16 protein-coding genes and 1 tRNA gene are annotated in these 25,903 nt (G+C 61.5%); 14 read left to right on the top strand and 3 right to left on the bottom strand.

The features are described from left to right. Positions 1-6: 6 nt before the first annotated feature. Entirely contained in the window at positions 7-2,529 is a 2,523-nt protein-coding gene (locus tag DWW03_RS00240) for an endonuclease/exonuclease/phosphatase (RefSeq protein WP_022062056.1), read from the bottom strand. Positions 2,530-3,066: 537 nt separating this feature from the next. Beyond that, positions 3,067-3,137: transfer RNA gene (locus DWW03_RS00235), tRNA-Gln, on the bottom strand. A 136-nt stretch (positions 3,138-3,273) separates the two neighbouring features. Here DWW03_RS00235 and DWW03_RS00230 point away from each other — a divergent pair. Further along, positions 3,274-4,518, top strand: coding sequence for a nucleoside permease (locus DWW03_RS00230; RefSeq protein ID WP_022061491.1), 1,245 nt, complete (start codon positions 3,274-3,276; stop codon positions 4,516-4,518). Between the two features lie 195 nt (positions 4,519-4,713). Next, on the top strand, positions 4,714-5,577 hold the full coding sequence (locus tag DWW03_RS00225) for a nitroreductase family protein (protein ID WP_022061493.1): 864 nt from the start codon (positions 4,714-4,716) through the stop codon (positions 5,575-5,577). A 58-nt stretch (positions 5,578-5,635) separates the two neighbouring features. On the opposite strand, the gene DWW03_RS00220 is transcribed toward DWW03_RS00225, so the two are convergent. Beyond that, positions 5,636-8,500: a putative LPS assembly protein LptD gene (locus tag DWW03_RS00220; RefSeq protein WP_118406068.1), complete on the bottom strand. Its 2,865-nt coding sequence runs from the start codon at positions 8,498-8,500 to the stop codon at positions 5,636-5,638. A 140-nt stretch (positions 8,501-8,640) separates the two neighbouring features. Between DWW03_RS00220 and DWW03_RS00215 the strand changes: the two genes are divergently transcribed. From DWW03_RS00215 to DWW03_RS00160, 12 genes are all read left to right on the top strand, one after another. Then, complete coding sequence (locus DWW03_RS00215; RefSeq protein WP_022061495.1) at positions 8,641-9,864, top strand: N-acetylmuramoyl-L-alanine amidase; 1,224 nt, start codon at positions 8,641-8,643, stop codon at positions 9,862-9,864. A gap of 10 nt (positions 9,865-9,874) precedes the next feature. Further along, complete coding sequence (locus DWW03_RS00210; RefSeq protein WP_022061496.1) at positions 9,875-10,882, top strand: MlaD family protein; 1,008 nt, start codon at positions 9,875-9,877, stop codon at positions 10,880-10,882. A 139-nt stretch (positions 10,883-11,021) separates the two neighbouring features. Further along, the gene (locus DWW03_RS00205; protein ID WP_118406067.1) at positions 11,022-13,517 is read left to right on the top strand and encodes an endonuclease MutS2; all 2,496 of its coding nucleotides are present in this window, start codon (positions 11,022-11,024) and stop codon (positions 13,515-13,517) included. A gap of 593 nt (positions 13,518-14,110) precedes the next feature. Continuing rightward, positions 14,111-16,480 carry an alanine racemase gene (alr, locus tag DWW03_RS00200; RefSeq protein WP_022062232.1) on the top strand — a complete coding sequence of 790 codons (2,370 nt, stop codon included), beginning with the start codon at positions 14,111-14,113 and terminating at the stop codon, positions 16,478-16,480. Between the two features lie 77 nt (positions 16,481-16,557). Continuing rightward, complete coding sequence (locus tag DWW03_RS00195) at positions 16,558-17,277, top strand: SAM-dependent methyltransferase (protein ID WP_118406066.1); 720 nt, start codon at positions 16,558-16,560, stop codon at positions 17,275-17,277. A 151-nt stretch (positions 17,278-17,428) separates the two neighbouring features. After that, complete coding sequence (locus DWW03_RS00190; RefSeq protein ID WP_022062234.1) at positions 17,429-18,037, top strand: nucleotide exchange factor GrpE; 609 nt, start codon at positions 17,429-17,431, stop codon at positions 18,035-18,037. Between the two features lie 4 nt (positions 18,038-18,041). Then, entirely contained in the window at positions 18,042-19,211 is a 1,170-nt protein-coding gene (gene dnaJ, locus DWW03_RS00185) for a molecular chaperone DnaJ (RefSeq protein ID WP_015547626.1), read from the top strand. Positions 19,212-19,406: 195 nt separating this feature from the next. Beyond that, positions 19,407-19,811, top strand: coding sequence for a hypothetical protein (locus DWW03_RS00180; RefSeq protein ID WP_015547627.1), 405 nt, complete (start codon positions 19,407-19,409; stop codon positions 19,809-19,811). Next, positions 19,812-21,806 carry a DNA mismatch repair endonuclease MutL gene (gene mutL / locus DWW03_RS00175; protein WP_022062235.1) on the top strand — a complete coding sequence of 665 codons (1,995 nt, stop codon included), beginning with the start codon at positions 19,812-19,814 and terminating at the stop codon, positions 21,804-21,806. Positions 21,807-21,846: 40 nt separating this feature from the next. Then, on the top strand, positions 21,847-22,449 hold the full coding sequence (locus tag DWW03_RS00170) for a rhomboid family intramembrane serine protease (RefSeq protein WP_022062236.1): 603 nt from the start codon (positions 21,847-21,849) through the stop codon (positions 22,447-22,449). Between the two features lie 3 nt (positions 22,450-22,452). Then, positions 22,453-23,595, top strand: a complete 1,143-nt coding sequence (locus tag DWW03_RS00165) for an endonuclease/exonuclease/phosphatase family protein (protein WP_015547630.1) — start codon at positions 22,453-22,455, stop codon at positions 23,593-23,595. A gap of 224 nt (positions 23,596-23,819) precedes the next feature. After that, a complete protein-coding gene (locus DWW03_RS00160) occupies positions 23,820-25,850 on the top strand; it encodes a M3 family metallopeptidase (protein WP_022062237.1) in 2,031 nt (676 codons plus the stop codon). Positions 25,851-25,903 lie beyond the last annotated feature (53 nt).

Here is a 25,903-nt window from a genome sequence, read left to right as displayed (position 1 = left end):
GGAGGTCTACTGTTTCAGCTCGAAGTCCGCCAGGATCGGGCGATGGTCCGACGGGTCGTAGAAGTTGGACACGTAGGGGCTTTGGGTCGCCGTGGTCCACTTGTCCATGACGGTCAGTGCGTTCACTATGCGGGCGTACATCGAGGGCGACGCATACATGTAGTCGATACGGGCGTTGCCGTAAGTCGACGATATGAAGCTTCCCGGGTAGCGCTCGGCGATGATGTCCTTGAGGTCGGTATGGTCCAGAATGTGGTTGTGGACCAGCAGCCGGGTGTCGTTCTCGGGATAGCCGTAGTACCAGTTGTCGGCGCGCGACCGCGAGTTGAAGTCGCCCATCATCAGCCAATCCTGACAGGAAGCGTACGCGGGATTGTTGACGGTCTGCGCGCAGATGTACTTGATCTCGAATTCGCGGTACTTGTCGCCCTCCTTGTTGGCGGCGCTCGCCGCCTGATCGGCCGAGCCGACTCCGAATCCATAGGCCTGCGGCCACGTGTGGAGCGTCACGATGTTTATCGTCCGGCCCTTCACGGTAACCCGCTGAATGGCGGCGCCGTGGGACACGGGCTTGCCCGCCTGGTCCGAATCGGTTATTTTCAGCAGCGTCTCGATCGGATATTTCGACGTGATGGTCTGCGGATAGTTGTCGCGCCAGCCGCCGACGGCCGTGTAGGCGTGGCCGTAACGGGCCGCCAGTGCCGCCCAGCCGTCGGGCAGGAACCGGGCGGAGGAGGCTTGCGCCGAATTCGTATTGTCCTTGTAGATGGTGGCCGATTCGCACCATACGCAGATGTCGGGATCGTATTTCTTCACCCACGCGACGAAGTTGTTGTAATTGTTCGCCTGGTCGGACCACATGCCGTTCTGGATGTTCCAGTAGAGCACGCGCAGGTTGTCGGAGCCGCGGCCCATCTCGCCGAGCGCGCGGACCTCGATATTGTCCACGTAGAAGCCGTGCACGCCGCTGCTCACGTCGTTGCCGGCCCAGTAGAGCATCGTGCCGTCGGTCGCGTTGTTTACGACGACCTCCACGTTGTGCCACTTCTTGACGGCCGCTTCGCTCGACGGGAGCGTTACGTGGCTCTTTTCGACGATGTATCTCCCCGAGGCGCTCGTGTAGCCCGAATTGTCGGCCGTCAGGGCGATGCTCTTGCCGTCGACGGAGGCCGACGCGATCATGCCGCCGTTCACCACCTGGAACAGCAGGAGATCCGTCGATCCGTACTGGTAGCAGAAATCGAACGAAACCTTCACGGAACGTATGCCGTCGATGGATTTCAGGGCTGCGGTCTGGAAAATGCCCCGCCCCGTGTTACCTGTGCCGCAAGCCAGATAGCCCTGGTATTCCTGGCAGCGGAACATATAGGTATAGTCGGCGATATTGCGGCTCGCGACGTACGAATCGGACATCAGGTGGGACGTGCCGACCGTTTTGCCGCTGATCTCGTCCCACGTGTTCGACTGGATGAACGCCGAGCCGGGGTTGTTGTAGGCGACCTTCTCGAAGGAGTCCGCATAGCCGTCGCGTCCGGTTCCCGTACCGGGGGTGACGGCTTCGGCCGTCGGAGCGTATCCCGTCGACTCCTGGCCGCCCATGATGTTGCCGCCCCAGACGAAATTGTCGAAACTCTCGTAAAACACCAGGTCGGAGTCGGGGGCGTATTTCAGCGTTACGGACGTGGCCTTCCCCGCCGTCAGCTGCGCAGTCGTCAGCGTGTGCTCCATGGCGCGGTGCTCCGAATCGGAAATGGTGATTTTCAGGCCCGACGGATAGTCGCCCGGAGCCAGCATCACGTAGAAATGTTTCGGCGTGCCGCTCTCCAGCGAGACGCATTTGCCGTTGTCGGTGCAGTTCAGCACGGCGAAACCGACACCGCCGGTGATTGAGAGGTAGCCGCGCGAGGGCAGGAAATTCGCATAGCCTGCCAGGGGGCTTTCTGCGAGGTTCTCGACCTTCACCGAGGCGATTTTGGCCGACCCGGTCAGGGCCAGGTCCAGCACGGCGAAGGCGTCGTCGAACACCAGCTTGTTGCCGTTCTCCTTGGTGTAGGAGCCGTACATGGGATACGATTGCAGCGATGCCGCCGTGGCGGCCCAGAACTGCGAGTAGGGCAGTTTCACGTCGGCATAGGCCGAAGAGCCGTACCAGCCGGAGGAGCCTGAATTGGTCAGGATGGCGTTGTAGGTCCCGGAGCTCGAAGCGCTCGCCTCGACGTAGTAGCGGCCGTTTTCATCGCTTTCGACGGCATAGGATTTTCCGTTGACCGAGACGAGCGATTTGCTCCATGCCCGTTCGCCGGTTCCCATGGCCTTGCGGACGGAATTTTCCGCCTCGCGGAGATAGAAACGGACTTTGCCGTTCACTACCTGTATGTCCTCGTATTCATCGCCGCCGCCCGGATTGTCGGGTCCGTCGGGATCGTCGACATGTTTGTCTCCGCTGCTGCACGCCATGCAGAGACACCCCGCCAGCAACAGCGCCGGCTTCAGGATGAAGTTCAGGGATTCTCGTAGATTTAGGGTCATAGTTTCGTGTTTTATGGTTGGGTGAAAAGTTGTCGGCTGCCGGTCGGACACAATGAAAAACGCGTGCATATTGCCATATACGGCAATATGCACGCGTCAATCGCGGGCGGTGACGGTTTACTTAACTCCGGGTATTCGGCGCGGCGAGGGGGGGGGGAAATTTACAAGTCCCCTGCGGCGCGAGCAGGCTCGTGCCGTAACCGGACGGTGGTGATCGAACAATCGGCGGTAAAGTAAATTCACGGCTCTAATTTTGATCGTTTTTTTATCGGAAATGAGTTTCGAAAAGATTCATTTCCGAAAGCAAATGTAACCAAAATATTGTTATCGGGCAAATAGGATGCATAAAAAATAATCGTTTTTTAACATTTTTGCTGCTTTTCGTGTTTCGATTTGGGGAGAGGGCCGTTCGGCGTGGCTTTTCGTTTGAAAGGAATGTCCGGAGGGGAACCGCGGATTCTGCGGCCCGTTCGGAACGGGGAGAAGCGCGCCGGCAAGAGACGGAAAAGCCCCGCATTCGGGGAATGCAGGGCTTCGTTGAGCTACCAGGATTCGAACCTGGAATAACAGGACCAGAATCTGTTGTGTTACCGTTACACCATAGCTCAATAGATTTTGGTGATGCAAAAGTAGAACTTTATTTTGCAAATGCAAAGAAAAATCCGGAAAAAATTTCATACATTTGTTTCAATCTACGCAGAAAAAACCGCTTGAAACTTAAAATTTACACAAAATCAGAAAATTATGGGAATTAAATTTCGGCTTATCGCCATGAACTTCCTTCAGTATGCGATCTGGGGTTCGTGGCTTATCTCGCTGGGCGCCTACCTGGGAGGCGGACTCGACTTCTCGGGATTGCAGATCGGCAGCTTCTTCGCGACGATGGGAATCGCCTCGCTGTTCATGCCCGCCGTGATGGGGATTATCGCCGATCGCTGGATTCCGGCGCAGAAACTGCTGGGCATCTGCCATTTCATCAGCGGCGCGTTTCTCATCGCCGCGGCCTCGCAGACGGCTTACGCCCCGCTGTACAGCTGCATGCTGCTGAGCGTGATGTTCTACATGCCGACCATCGCCCTGTCGAACTCCGTGGCCTACAATGCCCTCGATCTGGCCCGGCTCGATACCGTGAAGCATTTCCCGCCCATCCGCGTATGGGGAACCGTGGGATTCATCGCCGCCATGTGGTTCGTTGACCTGACGCACATCGGGGGCGTGCAGATCAAGCTCACCGAGTGGCAGCTCTACGTTTCGGCCCTGCTGTCGTTCGTACTGGCGGCCTACTCGTTCTCGCTGCCGGGGTGTCCCGTCGAGCGCAGCGCGCAGAAGCAGTCGTGGGTCGATACGCTGGGCTTGCGGGCCTTCGCGCTCTTCAAGGAGAAGCGGATGGCCATTTTCTTCGTCTTCTCGATGCTGCTGGGCGCCGCTTTGCAGATCACCAACGCCTTCGGCGACAGCTACATTCAGAATTTCGGCTCGATGCCCCAGTATGCCGATTCGGCCATCGTGAAGCACTCGGTGATCCTGCTCTCGCTGTCGCAGATGTCCGAAACGCTCTGCATTCTGCTGATTCCTTTCTTCCTCCGGCGTTTCGGCATTAAGAAAGTGATGCTGATTTCGATGCTGGCCTGGGTGCTGCGCTTCGGGTTCTTCGGCATCGGCGATCCGGGATCGGGTGCGGCGTTCCTCGTGCTTTCGATGATCGTCTACGGCGTGGCGTTCGACTTCTTCAACATCTCCGGCTCGCTCTTCGTCGAAAAGGAGACCAGCCGCGAGATCCGCTCCTCGGCGCAGGGCGTCTTTATGATTATGACCAACGGTTTCGGCGCCTTCTTCGGCTCGTATGCCGCGGGCGCCGTCGTGGACGCATACGGGTGGCCCGATTCTTGGTTCATCTTCGCAGGGTACGCGCTCGTGGTGGCCGTGGTTTTCGCCGTGGTTTTCAAATACAGGCACAACCCTGCCGAAATGGGGGGCGTGAAACATTGATGACTGACGGTCCGGCGGCGGGGAGAACCTTGCCGCCGGATTTTTTTATCCGCGCAGGAGCATTTTGACGTGGGGAGCGCCCGCTTCGGGGTATTCGCTGGCGGACAGTGCGCCGGAAGGGCGGATGATGACCGGATGCATGGCGGGCGTTCTATTTTATAGAGGTGCCGTTACGACATTAAAGATACGAAAATTATGGATACGATCGGTGTGAATGATGCGAGCTGCATCCGCTGCGGCCGCTGCGTGAAGGTGTGCCCTTCGCAGATTTTCGTGCAGGAAAAAGCCGGGGGCGACGTGACGCTGCATAAACCCGAAAACTGCATCCTTTGCGGACATTGCGTGGCCGCCTGCCCCACGGGGGCGGTGAACCATGCGGAGTTTCCGGCCGAGCGGGTGCATGCGGTGGATTACGGCGCGATGCCCACGCCCGAGCAGGTGGAACTGCTGCTGGCCGTGCGGCGGTCGAACCGCGCACTTTCGGCGCGCCCCGTGTCGCAGGAGCTGCTGGACCGCATCGTTGCGGCGGCGGACCGCGCCCCGACGGCGAGCAATGCCCGCCAGCTGGGGTATACGCTGGTGACCGACGCGGCGCAGCTGCGCGCTGTCACGGAATATACGCTCGGGATTTTCGGCACACTCGAAAAGCGGCTGCTGCATCCGCTCGTGCGGCCGTGGCTGAGCCGCCTCGTGCCGGGCGTTTATCGCTATGTGCCGGTGTTCAAACGCCTGCGGCGCGAATATGCCGAGGGCCGCGACCGCGTGCTGCGGGGCGCGACGGCGGTGCTGTTCATCCATGCGCCCAGGGAAAGCCGGTTCGGTGCGGAGGACGGGAACCTGGCGTATGAAAACGCTTCGCTGATGGCCGAGGCGCTGGGCGTGAGCCAGATATACATGGGGTTCGTGCTGACGGCCGTCCGGCAGGACAGGAAGGCGAAGCTGGCCGCGATGCTGGGACTGGGCGACCGCCGCATCTGCGCGGTGATGGCCCTCGGGATGCCGCAGTTCCGCTATCCCAATTACATCGACCGCGCGCCGGCGCCGGTGACGCGGAAATAGCTGTTTCGGCGTTTTGCCGTTACAGATGGAAAGTCCTGTATGTATAAGCGGGTATGCGTCAATACATATTGTCGTACATCGACTGCGATTTGTCGTATTTCAGGTCGGAGAGCGATGCGGCCTTGACGCCGATGTTGAAACTCCACGAACGGTGGTAGCCGAACGGAATCCACGAAAAGGACATCTGCCAGCAGTGGAGGTCGCGCGTGATCGAGACCGACGAGGTGGTCAGTTTGTTGGCCTTGATGTCGTAGCCGCCCTGGAAGGTGATGCCCGTCTTGGGGGTGACGTTCAGCGAACCGTTGAAGCCGATGGTTTGGGTGACGTTCTTCCGGTAGCCCGTCGTGCCGTTGTTGGTGTACGAGATCGAGTAGTTGACCGCGTAGTTGAATCCGAAGTTCCACGGCAGCGAGAAGTCGTAGTAGCTTTGCGCCATGTACTGTCTTCGCAGCACGGGGTCCATCTGCCCGTAAGGGTCGTAGAACGGGTTCTGGTACTCCGGAGGTATCGACGTGATGTCGTTGATGGCCGTTTCGCTCCGGTCGTTGCGCGATTTGAACGTATAGCCGAACGACCAGCCCGTCGAGACGACGCGGCCCGGGAAGAAGAGCTTGTTGTAACGCTTGCCCTCGGGCGAGACGCGGTAGGGGTCGAGCGTCAGCGAGAGGTTGATGCCGAAATTGTTGAACAGCGTCGTACGGAACGAGACCGGGATGTTCGAAAGTCCCATCGAGTCGGCCAGGAAGTTGTACGAACCGCTGATGCGCAGTTCGTCGATCAGCTTGATCTTCTTCACGCCCGAGGTGTCGCGTTTCGAGAGGACCTTCATTTCGAGGTTCTGCGACAGCGAGAAGTTCATCGACATCGAACGGCCCGACGAGGGGACGCCGTAGGCGTTGACGGCATAGGGCGAATAGGTCGTGAAGCGGCCCGTGGAGTCGGTCTGGCGGGTCTTGTAATAGCCGTATTTGGGGTCGCTGAAGTCCGGGGCGTAGGAGAAGCCGATCGAGGGGGTCAGCGTGTGGCGGATCGCCTGGATCTTGCGGTCGCGGCTCTTCTTCGTGAAGTCGTACATGCCGTAGACCGTCGTGGAGGCCGAAACGCTGAAGTTGTAGTTGTAGAGGCGGTAGAAACCGTAGTTCGTCGGCAGCGTGTCGGTCTGGTTGGTGACGGGGTTCCACTCGAACTCGACCTTCTTGAAATACCACTTCTCGTTGTAGTTGACCGACGGCGAGAGGTTGATGTAGTTTAACAGGTTGAACGACGCCGAAATCGGAATCGAGTGCTCGATGCCGTTTTTCATGTTTTCAAGCGTCTCCTTGGAGAAGACCTCCGATTCGGTGGTGGTCACCGAGTTGGTCATCTTACCCGTGTACTGCATCGAGATCTTCTCGTACCAGCGGTCCTTGCCCTGCTTCTCCTTGCGTTTGAAGGGGTAGAAGCGCGAGACGTTGAAGACCATCGTGGGGAGCGTGATGGAGATGGTCTTGTTCTGCGAGTTCTGCGAGATGGCCATGTTCGCCGACAGCGAGAAGGGCGTTCCGGCCCAGTTCTTCGAGTAGGAGACCGTCGAGTTGGTCTGCGTCGAGAGGATGTCGTTGAGGTTCGTGGCTGAATAGCGGCTGTAACCGCTCGTGGCGAAGTTCACCGAGGCCGAGAAGGTCGAACCCGGGTTGGCCTTGGGGTCCTGCGAGTGGGTCCACTGGATGCGGAAGTTGCTCTGCTTGATGTAGTCGTCCTCGCCCTTTTCGCCCGTCTTGACATTCGAATACTGCATGTTGAAACTGCCGCTGTACTTGTAGCGCTTGATGTAGCGCGAGGCGGCCGAAGCCTCCCACGATCCCAGCGTGTAGAATCCGCCGCGCACCGCCAGGTCGGCGTATTCGCCCAGGGTGAAGTAATAGCCCAGGTCGCGCAGGAAGAAACCTTTGGAGTACTCCTCGCCGTAGGTGGGCATCAGCAGGCCCGACTTGGGGCCCATGTTGATCGGGAAGAAGCCCTCGGGGATGCCGAGGAAGTAGATCGGCACGTCCTCCATCACCAGGTAGGCCGGGCCGGTGATCACCTTCTTGCCGGGTATGACCTTCGCCTTGGTCATCGCCAGGTAGAAGTGGGGGTGGTCCGTATGGTCGCAGGTGGTGTACTTGCCGTGCTCGATGTTGATCGTGTTGTCGGGCATCTTCTTCACGCTGCCGCCCACCAGCCAGCCGTCGCCCTGCTGCGTGGCCACGCCCTTGATTTTCGCCTTCTTCGAGTCGAGGTTGTAGGTGATCGTGTCCATCTGGTAGGTGGCCGACCCTTCGGTGAATTCGGGTTTGGTGACAATATCCTTGCCGTCGAGCGTGTCGGGCTTGCCGTAGGCGTAGACCATCTTCGAATCCATGTCGATGCGCATGTAGTCGGCCTTGAGGTTGCTGTTCTGGTAGGTGACGTCGCCCTTGTTGTAGATGTAGACCAGCTTGTTGCGCACGTCGTAGACCAGCGAGTCGGTGTTCTTGCCCGTGATCGGGTCGTCGAGGAACGCCCCTGCGGGCCGCGGCGTCTTCACCGAATCGCGGCGGAGCGTGTCGGCGGCGAGCGAGTCGGGCCGTGCCGCGCCCGGAGAATCGGCCTTCTGCGCCACGAGCGAGTCGACCTGCGCCGAAAAGAGCGAATCCTTCTCCTCCTGCGGCAGTGCGTTGAACGCTTCGCGCCGCCGGGCCTCTTCGCGCGCCTGCCTGCGGGCCTCGCGCCGCGAGGGGGTGACAAAAGGCGGACGTGCGCTCGTGTCGGGACGTATCGCGTCGGCGCGGGACGGAACCGGGACGGTGTCCCCGGGGGCGGGATTGCGGGCCGTGCGGGGCGCTCCGCCGCCCAGTACGATCTGGGCAAACAGCAGAATCACCGTCGCCGACAAGAGATATTTTACCCTAATTTTATCCAAAATCCCAAAAATTTTCCATACCTTTGCCGACAAGTCGGCAAAAACGCCCGGATCGAGGTCCTGTGCCCTTCCCGCCGCGTTTTCGGCCCGACAAAGATAGGTAAAAATTTATAGAAAGCTCACACTTGGTACCATTAAATATGCGCACACGACTTTTGCTGCTATTCGCCTTCGCGGCTGCAACTGTTCTTATGAACGTTGCGTCTGCGGGGAATATTGCGCACGGCGTCGAAGTCGTGGTCATCGACGCCGGGCACGGGGGAAAATTCCCCGGCGCGCACTACGGCGGGGTCTATGAAAAGGACCTCACGCTGAAGGTGGCGCTCAAACTCGGAAAGCTCGTCGAGGAGGGGATGCCGGGCGTGAAGGTGGTCTACACCCGCACGGCGGACAGGACTCTGGGGGCGGACCTGGCGGCCGACCTGCAGGCGCGGGCCGACATTGCCAACAAGGCCGGGGGCGACCTCTTCATCTCGATCCACGCCAACGCCGCACCCCGGGCGACGGGCGTGCGGGGCGTCGAGACGCTGATCATGGGCGAGAGTTCGAAGGAGCAGCGCTACAACGAGAACGCCCTGTTCGAAAACAACCGCGAGGATCTGATCGACATGTCCGACGAACGGACGGCGGCCATCGTGCGGGCTTACATTCAGAATCTCCAGTTCACCTACGGCGAATACAGCATGGCTTTCGCCCGCTGCATTCAGAACAGCTACCTCAAGGCGGGCCGCCATTCGCGCGGCATAAAGCCGCAGCTGCTGCGGGTGCTCTATGCGACGGACATGCCGGGCGTGCTGACCGAGATCGGGTTCATGTCCAACCAGCAGGAACTGGCCTACATGAAGTCCGATAAGGGGCAGAACGAGATCGCCCGGTCGCTCTACCAGGCGATCCGCAACTATTCGGTCTATGTGCTCGGGACCCGGATGGCCGAGGAGGAGCAGGCCGCTGCCGCGAAACCGGCCGCGGAACAGCCTGCGGAAAAGTCTGCCGGAAAGGCCGCGGAAAAGAGCGTTGAAAAGCCTGCGGCAAAGTCCGCTGAAAAGACCGCAGCGGCGCAGCCCGCGGAGGGAAAGACCGCGACGGCCGCTCCGGTCAGAACCCCGGAGAAACCGGCCGTACAGCCCCTGCGCTATACGATTCAGGTGATGGCTTCGGCGTCGCCCGTACCCCTCGCCTCGGCGCAGTTCCGTGCCTACCGCGGCAAGGTGAAGGAGTATGCGGCCGAGGGGCGGTTCCCCTATAAATACGGTGTGGGCGAGTACGGCACCCGTGAAGCCGCACAGCGGAAGCTGGCCGAGGTGCGCAAGGTATTTCCCGGGGCCTTCGTGGTCGCGTGCCGGGGTACGCAAATTGTAAAATAAAAGTACAGATATGAAAAGGGAAGTTAAAATCGGAATTTTCGGCGTGACGATGATCATTGCCGCGTGGGCCGGAATCCGGTTTTTGAAAGGATTCGACATTTTCAGCCGCAATTCGGTCTATTACGCCGCCTACGACCAGATCAACGGCGTGCAGGCGGCGTCGCCGATTATGATGAAAGGCGTCAAGATCGGTACGGTGACGGGCATTTCGTTCGATCCGCAGCGCAGCGACAACGTCGTGTTGCAGTTCACCATCAAACGTCAGTATCACATTCCGACCGACTCCGAGGCCAAGATTTACAGCAACGGGCTGATGGGCGGAAAGGCCATCGAAATCAACTACGGCACGGCGCGCACCTATCTCCAGAAGGGCGACACGCTGCGTTCGGTGCGCGAACGCGACCTGATGGACGTGGCCGGGTCGGAGCTGGATTTCTTCAAGCAGAAGGTGTCGCAGGTGACGGGCGACCTCTCGCGCACGCTGACCAATCTCAATCGCCTGATGGAGGCCAACGCGCAGAATATTTCCGGGACGTTGAGCCACCTGAACGCCATTACGGGCGACATGGCCGGCCTGCTCGACGCCGAGAAGCGCAACCTGAAAGCCGCCGTCGACGACCTTACGGAGTTCTCCGCGATGCTGGGCAGGAATACCCCGCGTGTGGACAGCATCGTCGGCAGCCTGAACCGGATAACCGGGGAGCTGGCCGACGCCGGGTTCGCCCGCAGGCTTACGGACGCTGTGGACGAGGTGAACGGTCTGCTGGCAAAGGTCGAGGCGGGCGAGGGGACCGTCGGCAAACTGATGAACGATCCTGCGCTCTACGATTCGCTGACCGAGGCCAGCGCTAATCTCGCCTCGCTGCTGGCCAACCTCGAGCAGTATCCCGGCCGCTACGTGCATTTCTCGCTTTTCGGGCGCAGTCCCGAGAAGATGCAGGAGAAGGCCGAGCGCAAAGCCGCCAAAGCTGCGGCCAGGGCCGAGCGGGACTCGGTGAAATTAAGAATTAAAAATTAAGAATTAAAAATTGGAAAGGAGCCGGCAGGAATGTTTTTCATCATGTCCCGTCCGGCCATATTGCCATATCGAGAGCGCAAAATGAATCTTCGGACGGTCGGCCAATTCTTAATTTTTCATTTTTAATTTTTCATTCCTCATGATTTACCCTGCTACATTCGAGCAAAAGATAGGTTTCGACCGGCTCCGCGAGCAGGTCGCGGCACGTTGCACCATGCGCGCCGCCCGCGAGCGGCTCGTCGCGGAGGGCTTTTCGACCTCTGCGCGCGAGATCGAACGGCGGCTGGCGCTCGCCGACGAAATGCGCCTGCTGCTGGATATGGAGCATGATTTCCCCGGGGGCGAGTACCCCGACGTCGATTACATCGTCGCCAAACTGCGCGTCGAAGGTTCGTTCCTCGACGTGGAGGAGGTCGTGACCCTGCGCCGGGCGCTGGCCGCAATCGGCGGCATCGTCTCGTTCATCATCAGCCGCGAGGAGCGTTATCCGGCCCTCCATGCCCGCACGCGGGGCGTTGCGGCCTTTCCGGAGATCGTGCAGCGCATCGACGGCATTCTCGACCGCTTCGGCCAGGTGAAGGACAACGCCTCGCCCGCCCTGCAGGAGATCCGCCGCTCCATCCGCGAACGCGAAGGGCAGGCGGCCAAGCGGTTGCAGGCCGTGCTGTCTGCGGCCAAGGGGGCGGGCATCGTCGATGCCGACGCCCAGATCTCGATCCGCGACGGCAAGGCCGTGATCCCGGTTTCGGCGGGCAACAAACGCAAACTGAACGGCTTTATCCACGACGAATCGGCGACGGGCAAAACCTTCTACGTCGAACCGGTCGAGGTGGTAGAGATCAACAACGAACTGCGCGAACTGGAGTACGCCGAGCGGCGCGAGGTGGTGCGCATCCTCACGGAGTTTACCGAAGCGATCCGTCCCGACGCGGGGCTGATCGCCGATTCGGGCGACTACCTGGCCGAGATCGACATGCTGCGCGCCAAGGGCCGCTGGGCCTCGGAGAACGGGTGCGTGCGGCCGATCCTCTCGACGGACGACAGGCTGGTGCTGAAAAACGCCCGCCACCCGCTGTTGCAGCAGACGCTGCGGGCTGCGGGGCGCGAGATCGTGCCGCTGGATTTGCAGCTCGACCGTCGCAAGCGCATCCTCGTCATCTCGGGACCCAACGCCGGCGGCAAGTCGGTCTGCCTGAAAACCACGGGCATCGTGCAGTACATGTTCCAGTGCGGGTTTCCGGTTCCGGTCTCCGAGGTCTCGGAACTGCCGGTCTTCGAGAGCATTTTCATCGACATCGGCGACGAGCAGTCGATCGACAACGACCTGTCGACCTATTCGTCGCACCTGCTGAACATGAAGCACATGCTGGCGGGCGCTTCGGGCCGCACGCTGGTGCTGATCGACGAGTTCGGGTCGGGAACCGAGCCTGTCATCGGCGGGGCCATCGCCGAGGCGATCCTCGAGCGTCTGCTCGGCAGGGGGTGTTACGGCGTGATCACGACCCACTACGCCAATATCAAGTATTACGCCGCGTCGGTGGAGGGCATCGCCAACGGCGCGATGATGTTCGACGTGCAGAACATCCGGCCGCTGTTCCGGCTGGAAATGGGCAAGCCGGGCAGTTCGTTCGCCGTGGAGATCGCCCGCAAGATCGGGCTTCCGGAGGATATTATCCGTGCGGCGAGCGAGAAGGCCGGGTCGGATCACATCAATATCGAGAAACAGCTGCGCGAGATCGCCCGCGACAAGCATTACTGGGAGCAGAAGCGCGATCGCATCCGTCTGACGGACCGCAAGGTCGAGGAGTTGGAGCAGAACTATGCCGAGCAGCTGGCGAAGATCCGCGCCGAGCGGCAGGAGATTCTGAAAAAGGCCAAGCAGGAGGCCCGGCAGTTGATCGCCGACGCCAACAAACAGATAGAAAATACGATTAAAACCATCCGCGAGGCGCAGGCCGAGAAGGAGCTGACGCGGCTGGCGCGGCGCGAGCTGGACGACTTCCGCGAGGCGGTCGAGAAGGCCGACGAGGCCGGGAACGAAGCCGCCGTGGCCCGCGAGATCGAGCGTATCGAACGCCGCCGCCGACGGCGCGCCGAGCGCAGGGCGCAGCAGGGCGCGCAGCCGGCAGCCGGGGAGGCCGCTCCGCAGCCCGAAAAGCCGCGCGAAGTGGTCGCCGGGTCGAAAGTCCGCATGGCCGGGCAGGAGATGGTCGGCGTGGTGCAGTCGGTGAAGGGAAAGCGGGCGCAGGTGGCGTTCGGACAGATACTCACGACGGTGGACAAAGGGCTGCTGACGGTGGTTTCGAACAACGAATACCGCGAGGCGACGCGGCCCGTTGCGGCCCGTACGGTGCTCTCGGTGGACATCTCGTCGCGCAAACTCAACTTCAAGGATCACATCGACGTGCGCGGCATGCGGGCCGCCGATGCGCTGGACGAGGTGCGCAACTTCATCGACGACGCGCTGATGGTGGGCGTGGGTACGGTGTCGATTCTCCACGGCAAGGGCACGGGGGCTTTGAAGGAGGAGATTCGCCGCTACCTGCGCACGGTGCCGGAGATCGTCTCGGCGGTCGACGAACATGCCGACCGGGGCGGTGCGGGAATTACGATCGTGACCTTCGATCTGTCGTGATTTTGCAGTCTGCGACTGCTGCTGTTCTTTGTACCTTTTGACCGCAAAAGGTACCCAAAGTTCTCCGCATGTCGCTTTACGCGGGATTGTCCTCCTGTCCGCGCTGAACGGGCGCAGCAAGATCAAGCCTTTACGGCGCAAAAACACGCGCCGTTTAGACTGTGGCGGCTCGGTAAACAGCACGCTGTCTGCCCTCGCCTGCGGACGCCTTTGCCAGCCTCCCGCTCCGGGCGCGCGGACCATCGGACGATCTCTTTCCGCTCCAAGCGATCATGCGGCGGTTTAAAACCGCTTTTAGGGGCGAGGGTAGGTTATTGCGATTCCGATTCCGTCCTGCGCAAGTACTCATAAAACAGGCGTCTTACGCCTGCTCCGCCGTTTGCGGCGAGTGATTCCGACTCGATGCCGGAGCCGTTGTAGGCGTAGGCATCCGTCGGAGAGTTTTTGGGAACCTTTTTGCGGAAAAAAGGTACAAAGATCCGGCGACTATGTCGCGGCTTGAGTCTTTTTGACGACCAGAAAGCGGCAAAGAGCTGTAAATATTTTCGTACTTTTGGAAATGAAAGTACAAAAGATAAACCATTGGGTATTTTATGAAATATCGTCTTTCGCAAATCGCCGCCGTCGTGGGCGGCAGGTTCTCCGGAACGGACTGCGAAGTGCAGTCGGTGGTGACCGACAGCCGCTCGCTGACGTGCGAGCTTGGCTCGGGACCGGTGTTCGTCGCCATGTGCGGCGCGAACCACGATTCGCATGCGTTCGTGGCGCAGATGTATGCGCGCGGCGTGCGGGCTTTTATGGTCGAACGGCCTCTCGAAGCCCTGCCGGAGTGCGGTTACGTGGTTGTTGAAAACGCCATTGCGGCCTTGCAGTGTCTGGCGGCCTATCACCGGGCGCAGTTCCGGGGAACGGTGGTGGGCATCACCGGTTCGAACGGCAAGACGGTCATCAAGGAGTGGATTGCCGAGGAACTGCCCGCGGGGATGAAGTGCTACCGTTCGCCCAAGAGCTACAATTCGCAGCTGGGCGTGCCGCTGTCGGTGCTGATGATCGAGGGCGACGAGCAGCTGGCGCTGATCGAGGCGGGGATTTCGAAACCCGGGGAGATGGCGCGGCTGGAGCGCATCATCCGTCCCGACGTGGTGGTTTTCACCTCGATCGGCGACGCGCACCAGGAGAATTTCCTCAACCTGGAGCAGAAATGCGACGAAAAGATGGTTCTGGCCCACCGTGCCGAGACCATCGTTTACCACAGTTATTACGAGCCGCTGGGCCGCATGATCGCCTCGCGCTTCGCGGGGCGGAAGCTCTGCGACGCGGCCTCATGCCCCGAGGTCCCGGAGACGCTGATCGGCAACGAGGCGTCACGCCGCAACGCCCGGATCGTCGAGGCGTTCTGCGCGGCGATGGGCTATCCCGCGCCGTCGTTTACCGAAGCTCCCGAGGTCGCCATGCGTCTCGAAGTCAAGGACGGCATCAACGACTCGGTGCTGATCAACGACGCCTACAACCTCGATCTCAACTCGCTGGCCCTGGCGCTCGACTACCTGCACAACGTGGCGCTGTCGCGCCGCCGGACGCTCGTGCTGTCGGACATCGCGCAGAGCGGGCTGACCGACGACGAACTTTACGGCCGCGTGGCGGGAATGGTCGCGCGGGCAGGCATAGACACGCTCGTCGGCATCGGTCCCAAACTGAAGCGTTACGCCGCGCTGTTCGGCTGCGACAGGGAGTTTTACGCCTCGACCGACGAGTGCATCTCCCGCATCGGCCGCAGGGCCGTGGCCGGGCGTGCCGTCTTGTTGAAAGGCGCGCGGGAGTACCGTTTCGAGAAACTCGCGCATGCGCTGGCGCGCAAGAGCCACACGACGGTGCTGGAGGTCGATCTCGACGCCATGATCCACAACCTAAACTATTTCCGCTCGAAGCTCGACTTTCGGACCCGGCTCGTGGCGATGGTCAAGGCGGGTTCGTACGGCGCGGGGGATTTCGAGGTGGCGCAGATGCTCCAGCATCAGGGCGTCGACTACCTCGCCGTGGCGTTCGCCGACGAGGGCGTGCTGCTGCGCGAGCGGGGGATCACGATGCCCGTCGTGGTGCTGAATGCCGACGCCGACAGTTTCGACCAGATGATCGCCAACCGCCTCGAACCCGAGATATACAGTTTCCGTTCGCTCGCCGATTTCGCCGATGCGGTGTCGCATGCGGGCGAAACCCGCTATCCGGTTCACATCAAGCTCGATACGGGCATGCACCGGCTGGGATTCATGGAGGGGGAGATCGGGCGGTTGTGCGAGGTGCTGCCGACATTGCCCGCCGTGAAGGTGGCGTCGGTCTTTTCGCACCTGAACTGCGCCGACATGCCCGAAGAGGATGCCTACACCCGGGAGCAGATCGCGTGCTACGACCGCATGAGCGCCGCCGTAGCCGCGTCGCTGCCCTATTCCGTCATCCGCCATACGGCCAATTCGGCGGCCATCGAGCGGTTCCCCGAGGCGCGGTTCGACATGTGCCGCCTCGGGCTGGGGCTTTACGGCTTCGGCTGGGAGCACAATGCGGGCCTGCGCCCGGTTTCGGCGCTCAAAACCCGCATCGTGCAGATCAAGCGTCTCGAAGCGGGCGACGCCGTGGGCTACGGGCGCGCCGGGAAATTGCTGCGGCCGACCGTGACGGCGACCGTGCCGATCGGTTACGCCGACGGGCTGGACCGCCATCTGGGCTGCGGACGCTGGTCGATGCGTGTGGCCGGGCGGCCTGCGCCGATCGTGGGCCGCGTCTGCATGGACAGCTGCATGATCGACATCACGGACATTCCGGGCGTCGGCGAGGGCGACGAAGTGACGGTCTTCTCCGCCGAGCCGGGCAACGACCTCGAAACGATGGCCCGGGTGCTCGACACGATACCCTACGAGATTATGACGTCGGTCTCGTCGCGTGTGAAACGAATCTACCTCAAGGAATAAGGCGCGGAGCGCAATTCATAATTCAGAATTCACAATTCAGAATTATGCCTGCGAACCTAATTAATTATGCATTATGAATGAATTCTGAATTTGGAATTTTATACCTGATTCCCTGTCCGATTTCGGACGAAACGGCGCCGTGGGACGTGCTGCCTGCGGCCAACCGGGCCGTGATGGATGCGCTGGACTACTTTATCGTTGAGAACACCCGCACGGCGCGGCGTTTCCTGTCGAAAGCCGGCATCGCGCGGCCCATCGGCGAACTGGAATTCCGCGAACTGAACGAGCACACCGCGGCCGGCCGCGAAATCGAGGAGCTGATCGCGCCGCTGCTCGAAGGCCGCTCGGCAGGGGTGATCTCCGAGGCGGGAGTGCCGGGCGTGGCGGATCCCGGGGCGCCGGTCGTCGGGGCGTGCCACCGCCGCGGCATCCGCGTCGTGCCGCTCGTCGGCCCGTCGTCGATCATTTTGGCGGTGATGGCCTCGGGACTCAACGGACAGTCGTTCGCTTTCAACGGCTACCTGCCTGTGAAGCCGCCCGAACGGACCCGGGCCATCCGTTTCTTCGAACGCCGTGCGCTGTCGGAGGGGCAGTCGCAGCTTTTCATCGAAGCTCCGTACCGCAACGTGAAGCTGATGGAGCAGTTGGTGCAGACGCTCGGAGACCAGACGCGCCTGACCGTCGCCGTGGACCTCACGGCTCCGGACGAGCGGATCGAGACCCATACGGCCGGGGAGTGGCGCCGCCGCCAGCTGCCCGAAATGAACAGGCGCCCGGCCATTTTCATCATCGGATAAGCGCCGCCTTGCCGCGAAGCGGCTTTGGGACGGTGGCGCGCAGGCCGGTTCGATGCCCGGCATGCAGGCATTGCCCTTGAAGACCGCCTCTTGGCCGGGTTGGTATGCAATTTGTTCGAATAAGGGGAGGAAAACTGAAAAATTACAAGATATGAAAAAAGAAAAAGTTTATAATGAGGCTGTTAGCGGCGACGAAGGGTTCACCCCCGGCGATGGTTATCCGTCGTGCGACGGGGAGCCTTGTGCCAATGTGTCAGATGAAACCGACGAGGCGACTGACACATTGGCAGACGGTGAACCCGCTGCCGAAGCCGACGCAGCCAAGGCGCTCGAAGAGGCCGTGGCCCAGTGGCAGGACAAGTACGTCCGCCTGCAAGCCGAGTTCGACAACTACCGCAAGCGCACGCTCAAGGAGAAGATGGACTTGGTGCAGACCGGGGGCCGCGACGTGCTGCTGGAGATGCTGCCTGTGCGCGACGATGTGCAGCGCGCCGTGGACGCCATGCAGAAGAGCGACGATCTGGAGGCGCTGCGGGCGGGCGTGACGCTCATTTCACAGAAATTTACCGAGGCGCTCCGCCGCAAGGGCGTGACCGAGATCGAGGTGCTGGACAAGGAGTTCGACGCCGATTTTTCGGAGGCCGTTGCCCGGTTCGCCGCCGGCGACGAGAAGAAGGGCAAGGTCATCGACGTCGTTCAGACGGGTTACATGCTGGGCGAGAAGGTGCTGCGCTTCGCAAAAGTAGTTGTAGGAGAGTAAGACCATGGCAGAAAAAAGGGATTACTACGAAGTGCTGGGCGTTGCGAAGAACGCTAACGCAGACGAAATAAAGAAGGCCTACCGCAAAGCGGCCATCCAGTTCCACCCCGACAAAAACCCCGGGGACAAGGAGGCCGAGGAGAAATTCAAGGAGGCCGCAGAGGCCTACGACGTGCTGTCGAACCCCGACAAGCGCGCCCGTTACGACCAGTTCGGCCATGCCGGAATGAGCGGCGCGGCAGGCGGCGGGGCCGGCGGCTTCGGCGGCTTCGGCGGCGGAGGGTTCTCGATGGAGGACATCTTCTCGCAGTTCGGCGACATTTTCGGCGGCCATTTCGGGGGCGGATTCCGCTCGTCGAACGGCGGCGGGGGACGGCGCGTGAACCGCGGCTCGGACATCCGCGTGCGGGTCCGTCTGACGCTGGCCGAGATCGCCAACGGAGTTACGAAGAAACTCAAGATCAACAAGACCGTCGCCTGCGACAAGTGCGGCGGCTCGGGAGCCAGGGACGCCAATTCCTATTCGACCTGTTCGACCTGCAACGGCACGGGCTATGTGACGCGGGTGGAGAACACCTTCTTCGGCCGGATGCAGACGCAGGGCGTGTGCCCCACGTGCGGCGGCACGGGCAAGGTGATCACCGCGTCGTGCGACAAGTGCAAGGGCGAAGGCACGCTGCGCGGGCAGGAGGTCGTGGAGATCAAGATCCCGGCCGGCGTGGGCGAGGGTATGGTCCTCACCGTCACGGGCAAGGGCAACGCCGCGCGTCAGGGCGGCGTGAACGGCGACCTGCAGGTGGTGATCGAGGAGGAGCGCAACCCCGAACTGGTGCGTGACGGCAACGATCTGATCCACAACCTGAACATCACCGTGACGACGGCCCTGTTGGGCGGTACGGTCGAGGTTCCGACGGTGGACGGGCGCGCCAAGATCAAGATCGCCCCGGGAACGCATGCCGGCAAGGTGCTGCGCCTGGGCGGCAAGGGACTGCCCGACGTGAACGGCTACGGTCGCGGCGACGAACTGGTGGTGGTGGACATCACCGTTCCGTCGAAACTCTCGGCTGAGGAGCGAAAACTCGTCGAGCAGTTGGCCGCGCAGCCCTCTTTCCAGAAGGCGGAGTCGGTCAAGAACCAGAATATTTTCGAACGGATGAAAAGCTTCTTCAGGTAATAATCCGGGATGAATTATTAATCGTTCGTACATTGATTCCGGCTTGTAATTGGCGGCGGAATGCCGCGTTTGCAAATCTGACCCACCCCTAAACCCCCGCCTGAGGCGGGGGCTTGTCGCAATGCAACCACAATAAAGAGAGTCATGCAATAAAATTGCGAAGATATTCGTATCTTTACAAAAAATAGAACGACCATGTTAGGCTTTACCCCTTTCAAACGGCACCCGAACAAATTCAATTACATCCCGCGTTATTACGACCCCGAGAAGGAGGCCCGTGAACAGCGCCGTGCCGAGTTGCGCGGCGAGCGCGCCGAGGATGCCGACCGCGAATACCAGCCCGGACAGTACATCCGCACCCAGCGCGAAGCCCGGGATGCGCGGCGTTCGAACGAGGAGGAGCGGGGGCGTATCCGTGTGCTGAAGATGGCCGCGGGGGCCGTGCTGGTGCTGCTTTTCATCTACCTGCTCTACCCGAAGCTGGCCGATGTGTTCCTGCGCGCGCGGACCGCACCCGCGACCGAAACGCAGCAGGTCGGGGAGGAGGAGTTCAATCCCTATGCGCCTATTAGGGTCGTTCCCAACGATTACGAGGAGTAAATGGCAGACAAGATCAGATTATTACCCGAGGTCGTTGCCAACCAGATCGCCGCGGGCGAGGTCGTCAACCGGCCCGCCTCGGTGGTGAAGGAGATGATGGAGAACGCCATCGACGCCGGGGCGACTTCGGTGAAGGTCAACTTCCGCGACGGCGGCAAGGACCTGATCCAAATCGTCGACGACGGCTGTGGCATGTCGCCCATCGACGCGCGCATGGCCTTCGACCGCCACGCCACGAGCAAGATCGGGGCCGTGGAGGATATTTACGCCCTGCACACGTTCGGATTCCGCGGCGAGGCCCTGGCTTCGATCGCCGCCGTGTCGCAGGTCGAACTGCGCACCCGGCAGGCCGGCGACGAGGTGGGTACGCAGACCGAGATCAACGGCGGGCAGTTCGCGGCGCAGAACCCGGTGATGTGTCCCGTGGGTTCGCAGTTCTTCGTGCGCAACCTTTTCTACAACGTCCCGGCGCGCCGCCGTTTTCTGGACAAGAGCACCACCTCGGCGTCGCAGATCAAGGCCGAGTTCCAGCGCATCGCGCTCTGTAACCCGCAGATCGCCTTCGAACTCTACGCCAACGACGCTCCGGTCTATACGTTGCAGGCCGGATCGCTGGCGGGACGCATCGTCGACGTGGTGGGGCGTCACATCAAGCAGAACCTGCTGGAGGTCGAGGCCGACACTTCGATCGCCTGCATCGAGGGATATATCGGCCGTCCGGCTGCCGCCAAGAAACGCAACACGGAGCAATACCTTTTTGTCAACGGGCGCTTTTTCAAGAGCACCTATCTGACGAGCGCCATTCTGAAAGCCTACGAGAAGCTGATTCCCGAGAGCTGCCAGCCCTCCTATTTCCTCTACCTGACGCTCGATCCCGGGCGTATCGACGTCAACGTGCACCCGCAGAAAACCGAGGTCAAGTTCGCCGACGAGGAGGCCGTGTGGCAGATCGTCAACGCCGCTGTGCGCGAGACGCTGGCCAAAACGGGCGCCGTGCCGCTGATGGATTTCGACCGGGACAGCCCGGTGGAGATTCCCGTTTTGCAGAAAGGAGCCGTGTACAGCGAGCCGCTGGCCATGTCGAACAGCGACTACAACCCTTTCCGCGAGGAGTATATCGACCCTTCGGCGCCCGATCCGAACGTTGATTTCACGGGCTTCGACGTGCCGTACCGCGACGGCGGGGTCGTGTCGGACAGCGCGGTCGGAGGATTGCGCACGGGCGGAGTCCGGAGCGCCGCGCCGTCGTTCCCGCAGGCCGCGGCGGGCGGATTCGCCCTGCCGGGTGCGGACGCCGGGGAGTTCGAGGAGTTCGAGTCGGGCGGCGGTTTCGAGATCACCCCTTCGGGCGGCGGATTCGACGACAGCGCCCTGGATTTCATCCCTTCGTCGGCCGTTCCCGAGCAGCAGCGGTTCGACATGCCGCAGCGTCCGGAATTCACCGATGCGCTGCCGCTGCCGGGCGGTTATGTCGCCGCTCTGCTGGGCGGCCGCTTCGTAGTGGTCGACGTGCGGCGCGCCCGCGAGCGGATTCTTTACGAGGATTACCTCCGGATGCTGGGCAACGGCTCGTCGGTGAGCCAGCAGTTGCTGTTCCCCGAACGGCTGGTCCTTTCGGGCGACGAATACGCCCTGCTGGAGGAGAATGCCGTGGAGTTCGCTGCCCTGGGCTTCGACATCGACTTCTGCGGCGAAGGGACCGTCGAAGTGAGGGGCACGCCCGCCGACATGCCCGCCGACGCCGTGGACCGGCTGCTGTTCGACCTGTTGCAGGCCTTTGCGACTCCGGTGTCGCTCTCCGATGTGCGGCGCGAGAAGATCGCCGGCGTGATGGCCCGCTCCGGCGCCAAGGGTGCGGGGCGGACCTTGTCGCGCGAGGAGGCCGCGGCGCTGCTCGCACAGCTGGCCGACACGGGCAGTTTCAGTTTTTCGCCCTCGGGCAAGGCGATCACCGCCGAGATCACGCCGGAAGATTTGCGCGCCAAGTTGGGATAATCCGGCGGAAAAAGAGTTACATTTGCAAAAATTAAAACGCATGAACCGCTATTTTCAGACCCCTCCGGTGGTCAAGAATTTGATAATCATCAATGTACTGGTTTACATGGCCACGGCGCTGCTGCCCGTCGGCGACACGATCATGCAGTATTGCGCCCTGTCGCTGGGAACGCCCTATTTCCATACCTACCAGTTCATCACCTACATGTTCCTGCATGCCAATTTCGAACATATCTTCTTCAACATGTTCGCATTGTGGATGTTCGGGCGTACGCTCGAATACGAACTCGGCTCGCAGCGTTTCCTGACCTTCTACATGGTCTGCGGCGTGGGTGCGGCGCTGATCCAGTACCTCACGGCGCTGGCGTTCGGCGAGCTGCCGCTGCTGCTGGTCGGCGCGTCGGGCGCGGTGATGGGCCTGCTGCTGGCGTTCGGCGTGATGCATCCCAATGCGGTCATCATGCTGCTGATTCCGCCTATTCCGATGAAGGCCAAGTGGTTCGTCATCATCTATGCCGTCATCGAGCTGTTCCTCGGATGGAGGGGCGTGGGCAACGTGGCCCATTTCGCCCATGTGGGCGGCATGCTGTGGGGATTCCTGCTGCTGCATTGGTGGAAACGCCGGGGAACGATCCGTTTTTAGACGATGGCTCCCGATTACTATAACGGATACGGGGGAGGCCCTTCGGGGAAACGGCGCCGCAGTCTCGTCATGCGGCTCGTCGACCTGGCGCTGACGCTCGTGACGCTGGCCGTGGGCGCGACGATGGTTCTCACCTATTTCGTCCCCTATGTCGATCCGGGCAGCGTGTGGTTCTTTCCCGTGCTGGGGCTGGCCGCTCCGGCGGTCTACGTCGCGTCGGTCGTGCTGACGCTCTACTGGATCATCCGCTGGCGCTGGGTGTGCGCCGGGGCGATGCTGGTCGTCGTCGTGGCGGGGCTTTTCAAGGTCTCGCTCTTCTGGCGTCCCGAAATCCGCCGCAGCTATGCCACGGAGACGGCCTTCGACCGCGCTGCTGTCAAGGTTATGAGCTACAACGTGCGCAGTTTCTACGGCGAGGACGGCCGGAGCAGCGTCGACGACATCCTGCGCCTGATCGAGGAGCAGGCTCCGGACCTGATCTGCCTCCAGGAGTTCAATGCCCGCCTCGCGGAGCAGTCCGAGGAGTTTTCGCTGCTGGGCGAGAAGTACGAGATTGCGCACTTCGGACGCACGCAGGCTCCGGATTCGGTCTATGGCTCGACGCTGACCATCTTGAGCAAATACCGCATCCTGCGTTCGGACACCGTGCTGACGCCTTCGTCTTCGGTCTGGGCCGACGTGATTGTGGGCGAGGACACCGTGCGGGTTTTCAACAACCACCTGCGCTCGACGGCCATCAACGCTTCGGACAACCAGTTCATCACCAGCCATCAGTTTCTCTCGGACACGGCGCGCGAGACCAAAATCCGCAGTATCGTGACCCGTTTGCGCGAGAATAGCGTGCTTCGGGCCGCGCAGGTCGACAGTATCGCGCAGGTTGTGGGTGCGACGCGCACGCGGCGGATCGTCTGCGGCGATTTCAACGATACGCCCATGTCGTATGTCTACCGCACGATGGCGCGGGGGCTGCGCGACGCCTTCCGTGAGTGCGGGTCGGGCTATTCGCATACGTTCCGCGGTTTCTACAACACGCTGCGCATCGACTACGTGTTGAGCGGCGGTTTCGAACCGCTCTCCTACGAGGTGCTTCCGGTCGACTATTCGGACCACCATCCCGTCGTCGTGCGGCTTCGGAAAAGTTCCTGACGAATTACCCGGAAAACGGGATGCCCCGGCGGAGACACTCTTTCCGCCGGTTTTAATTTGCCGGCAGGTGTTGTCCGGAACGATTTTTTTGCTATCTTGTGGAAAAATTCAGCCAATCGTTCGCCATGATCCGATCCCTTCCGCTCGTAAGGAGAACGCTTCTCCTCTCCGTATGTGGGCTGTTCCTTTTCTCCGGCCGGCTTTTTGCCGGAAATCCGTTGCTGATGCCTTCCGAAGCCCCTTACGGGGCGCCCCGCTTCGACCGTATCCATGCCGCCGACATCATGCCCGCCATTGAGGAGGGCATCCGCGCCTACAAGGCCGGGATTGCGAAAATCAGGGCGCTGGACCCCGCGGAGGCGACTTTCGAAAACGTCGTCGTGCCGCTCGACTGTGCCGACAGCCTGCTGGACGTTCCGCGCGCGGTGCTGGGTTACCTGAAATCGAATTTCGGAGGCGACTCCGTCATCCGGATCTCTCTGGAATCCGCGCAGCTGACCGGAGAGGCATACGACGCCGTGACGCTCGACACGGCGATCTTCCGCCTGGTGAAGGCCGTCTACGACCGGCGCGATGCGGCCGGGCTGGATTCGCTCCAGCTGCGGACGCTCGGCAAGGTCTACCGGAGCTACATCCGCGGCGGGGCGCTCTGCACGCCCGGGCAGAAGGTGCGGCTCAAGGAGCTGAACCGCGAGATTTCGCTCAAACGCATCCGCCACGGGCAGAACATCACGCAGGCGACCCAGGAGTTCGTCCTGTACGTGCAGGACAGCAGCCTGCTCGACGGGCTTGCGGGGACGACCCGGCAGCGTTTCGCCCGCAATGCGGCCCGGCAGGGGCATCAGGGCGTCTGGGCCGTCGGGTTCACGAACGGCGACTATGCGTCGGTCATGGCTTCGGCCACGAACCGCGATCTGCGCAGGAGACTCTACGAGGCCTACACCTCGCGCTGCATGGACGGGAAGTACGACAACCGCCAGTTGTCGGTCGACATCGTCAACCTGCGTCTCGAACGGGCCCGGATGCTGGGATACGAGAACTATGCCGCCTACACGCTGGAGACGAACATGGCCGGGACGCCCGAAAAGGTCCGCGAACTGCTGCTGCCGCTCAAGGACGCTGCCGCGGGGAAAGGACGTGCGGAGCGTGCCGAACTGGAGGCTTTCGCCGTGAAATACGAGCGGGATTCGGCCTTCCGGCTGGAACCGTGGGACGTGGCCTTCTATTCGGGCAAGCTGCGCAAGGCGAAATTCGGGTCCGAACTGGGGCGCATGCGCAACTACCTGCTTTTCGACAATGTGCTCAACGACGGCGTTTTCTATGTGGCCAACCGTCTTTTCGGAATCACGCTGACGCAGCGCACGGACATTCCCGTTTTCCACCCCGACGTGCTGACCTTCGAGGCGAAAGACGCCGAAGGCCGCCCCCTCGGACTGCTTTATCTGGATTGCTTCGTCCGCAAGGGCAAACGCGGCGGCGCGTGGTGCTCGCGCCTGCGCGGGTATTCGTGCGCCGGAGAGCGGGAGGTGCTGCCGCTGGTGACCATCAGCTGCAACTTCTCGCGTGCGGCCGAAGGCAGGCCGAAGCTGCTGTCGACCTCCGAGGTCAAGACCCTCTTCCACGAATTCGGACACGCTCTGGCGGGTTTCCTCTCGCGCGGGCCGTATCCACAGGTGACGGGCAGCTTCCCGCGCGACATGGTCGAACTGCCCTCGCAGTTGAACGAGCATTGGGCCTGGGAGCCGGAGGTGATGAAACACTACGCCCGCGATTACAAGACGGGGCGTCCGATTCCCGATGCGCTGATCGCGAAGTTCAAGGAGTCGGAGAACTTCCTGAAGGGGCTTTACCTGACCGATTTCTATGCCACCGCGCTGCTCGACCTCGAATGGCACACCGTGCTGCGGCCGGTCGAAGGGTGCGACGTGGCGGCTTTCGAACGGGCGTTCCTGAAACGTTACGACTTCCCGGAGCATACCGCTTTACGCTTCCGGACGACCTATTACAACCACATCTTCGCCAGCAGTTACCCCGCGCAGTACTACTCCTACACGTGGTCGGCGGTGCTGGACACCGATGCCTTCGCGGCATTCACCGGCACGGGCGATATTTTCGATTCCGAAACCGCGCGCCGTTACCGCCGCCATATCCTGACCGAAGCGGGCTATGACGAGCCGCTGGCGCAGTACGTGCGTTTCCGCGGCGCCGTGCCCGACGTGAAGCCCCTGATGCGCCGTTACGGGCTGGCGGAATAGCGGCCCGGCGGAATGAACAGCCCCGGCTCATCGGGCCGGGGCTGTTCCGTTCG

Source organism: Alistipes sp. AF14-19 (assembly GCF_003461645.1).
Taxonomy (GTDB): Bacteria; Bacteroidota; Bacteroidia; order Bacteroidales; family Rikenellaceae; genus Alistipes; species Alistipes shahii.
The sequence above is the reverse complement of the archived record's forward strand: the minus strand, read 5'-3'. Positions and strand labels throughout refer to the sequence as shown.

What these genes read in the sequence shown, in the direction of transcription:
- DWW03_RS00205 (WP_118406067.1), top strand. Translation starts at nt 11,022, where the DNA reads ATGATTTACCCTGCTACATTCGAGCAAAAGATAGGTTTCGACCGGCTC.
- DWW03_RS00215 (WP_022061495.1), top strand. Translation starts at nt 8,641, where the DNA reads ATGCGCACACGACTTTTGCTGCTATTCGCCTTCGCGGCTGCAACTGTT.
- DWW03_RS00165 (WP_015547630.1), top strand. Translation starts at nt 22,453, where the DNA reads ATGGCTCCCGATTACTATAACGGATACGGGGGAGGCCCTTCGGGGAAA.
- DWW03_RS00210 (WP_022061496.1), top strand. Translation starts at nt 9,875, where the DNA reads ATGAAAAGGGAAGTTAAAATCGGAATTTTCGGCGTGACGATGATCATT.
- DWW03_RS00230 (WP_022061491.1), top strand. Translation starts at nt 3,274, where the DNA reads ATGGGAATTAAATTTCGGCTTATCGCCATGAACTTCCTTCAGTATGCG.
- dnaJ (WP_015547626.1), top strand. Translation starts at nt 18,042, where the DNA reads ATGGCAGAAAAAAGGGATTACTACGAAGTGCTGGGCGTTGCGAAGAAC.
- DWW03_RS00225 (WP_022061493.1), top strand. Translation starts at nt 4,714, where the DNA reads ATGGATACGATCGGTGTGAATGATGCGAGCTGCATCCGCTGCGGCCGC.
- DWW03_RS00190 (WP_022062234.1), top strand. Translation starts at nt 17,429, where the DNA reads ATGAAAAAAGAAAAAGTTTATAATGAGGCTGTTAGCGGCGACGAAGGG.
- DWW03_RS00160 (WP_022062237.1), top strand. Translation starts at nt 23,820, where the DNA reads ATGCCTTCCGAAGCCCCTTACGGGGCGCCCCGCTTCGACCGTATCCAT.
- DWW03_RS00180 (WP_015547627.1), top strand. Translation starts at nt 19,407, where the DNA reads ATGTTAGGCTTTACCCCTTTCAAACGGCACCCGAACAAATTCAATTAC.
- mutL (WP_022062235.1), top strand. Translation starts at nt 19,812, where the DNA reads ATGGCAGACAAGATCAGATTATTACCCGAGGTCGTTGCCAACCAGATC.
- alr (WP_022062232.1), top strand. Translation starts at nt 14,111, where the DNA reads ATGAAATATCGTCTTTCGCAAATCGCCGCCGTCGTGGGCGGCAGGTTC.
- DWW03_RS00170 (WP_022062236.1), top strand. Translation starts at nt 21,847, where the DNA reads ATGAACCGCTATTTTCAGACCCCTCCGGTGGTCAAGAATTTGATAATC.
- DWW03_RS00240 (WP_022062056.1), bottom strand. Translation starts at nt 2,529, where the DNA reads ATGACCCTAAATCTACGAGAATCCCTGAACTTCATCCTGAAGCCGGCG.
- DWW03_RS00195 (WP_118406066.1), top strand. Translation starts at nt 16,558, where the DNA reads ATGAATTCTGAATTTGGAATTTTATACCTGATTCCCTGTCCGATTTCG.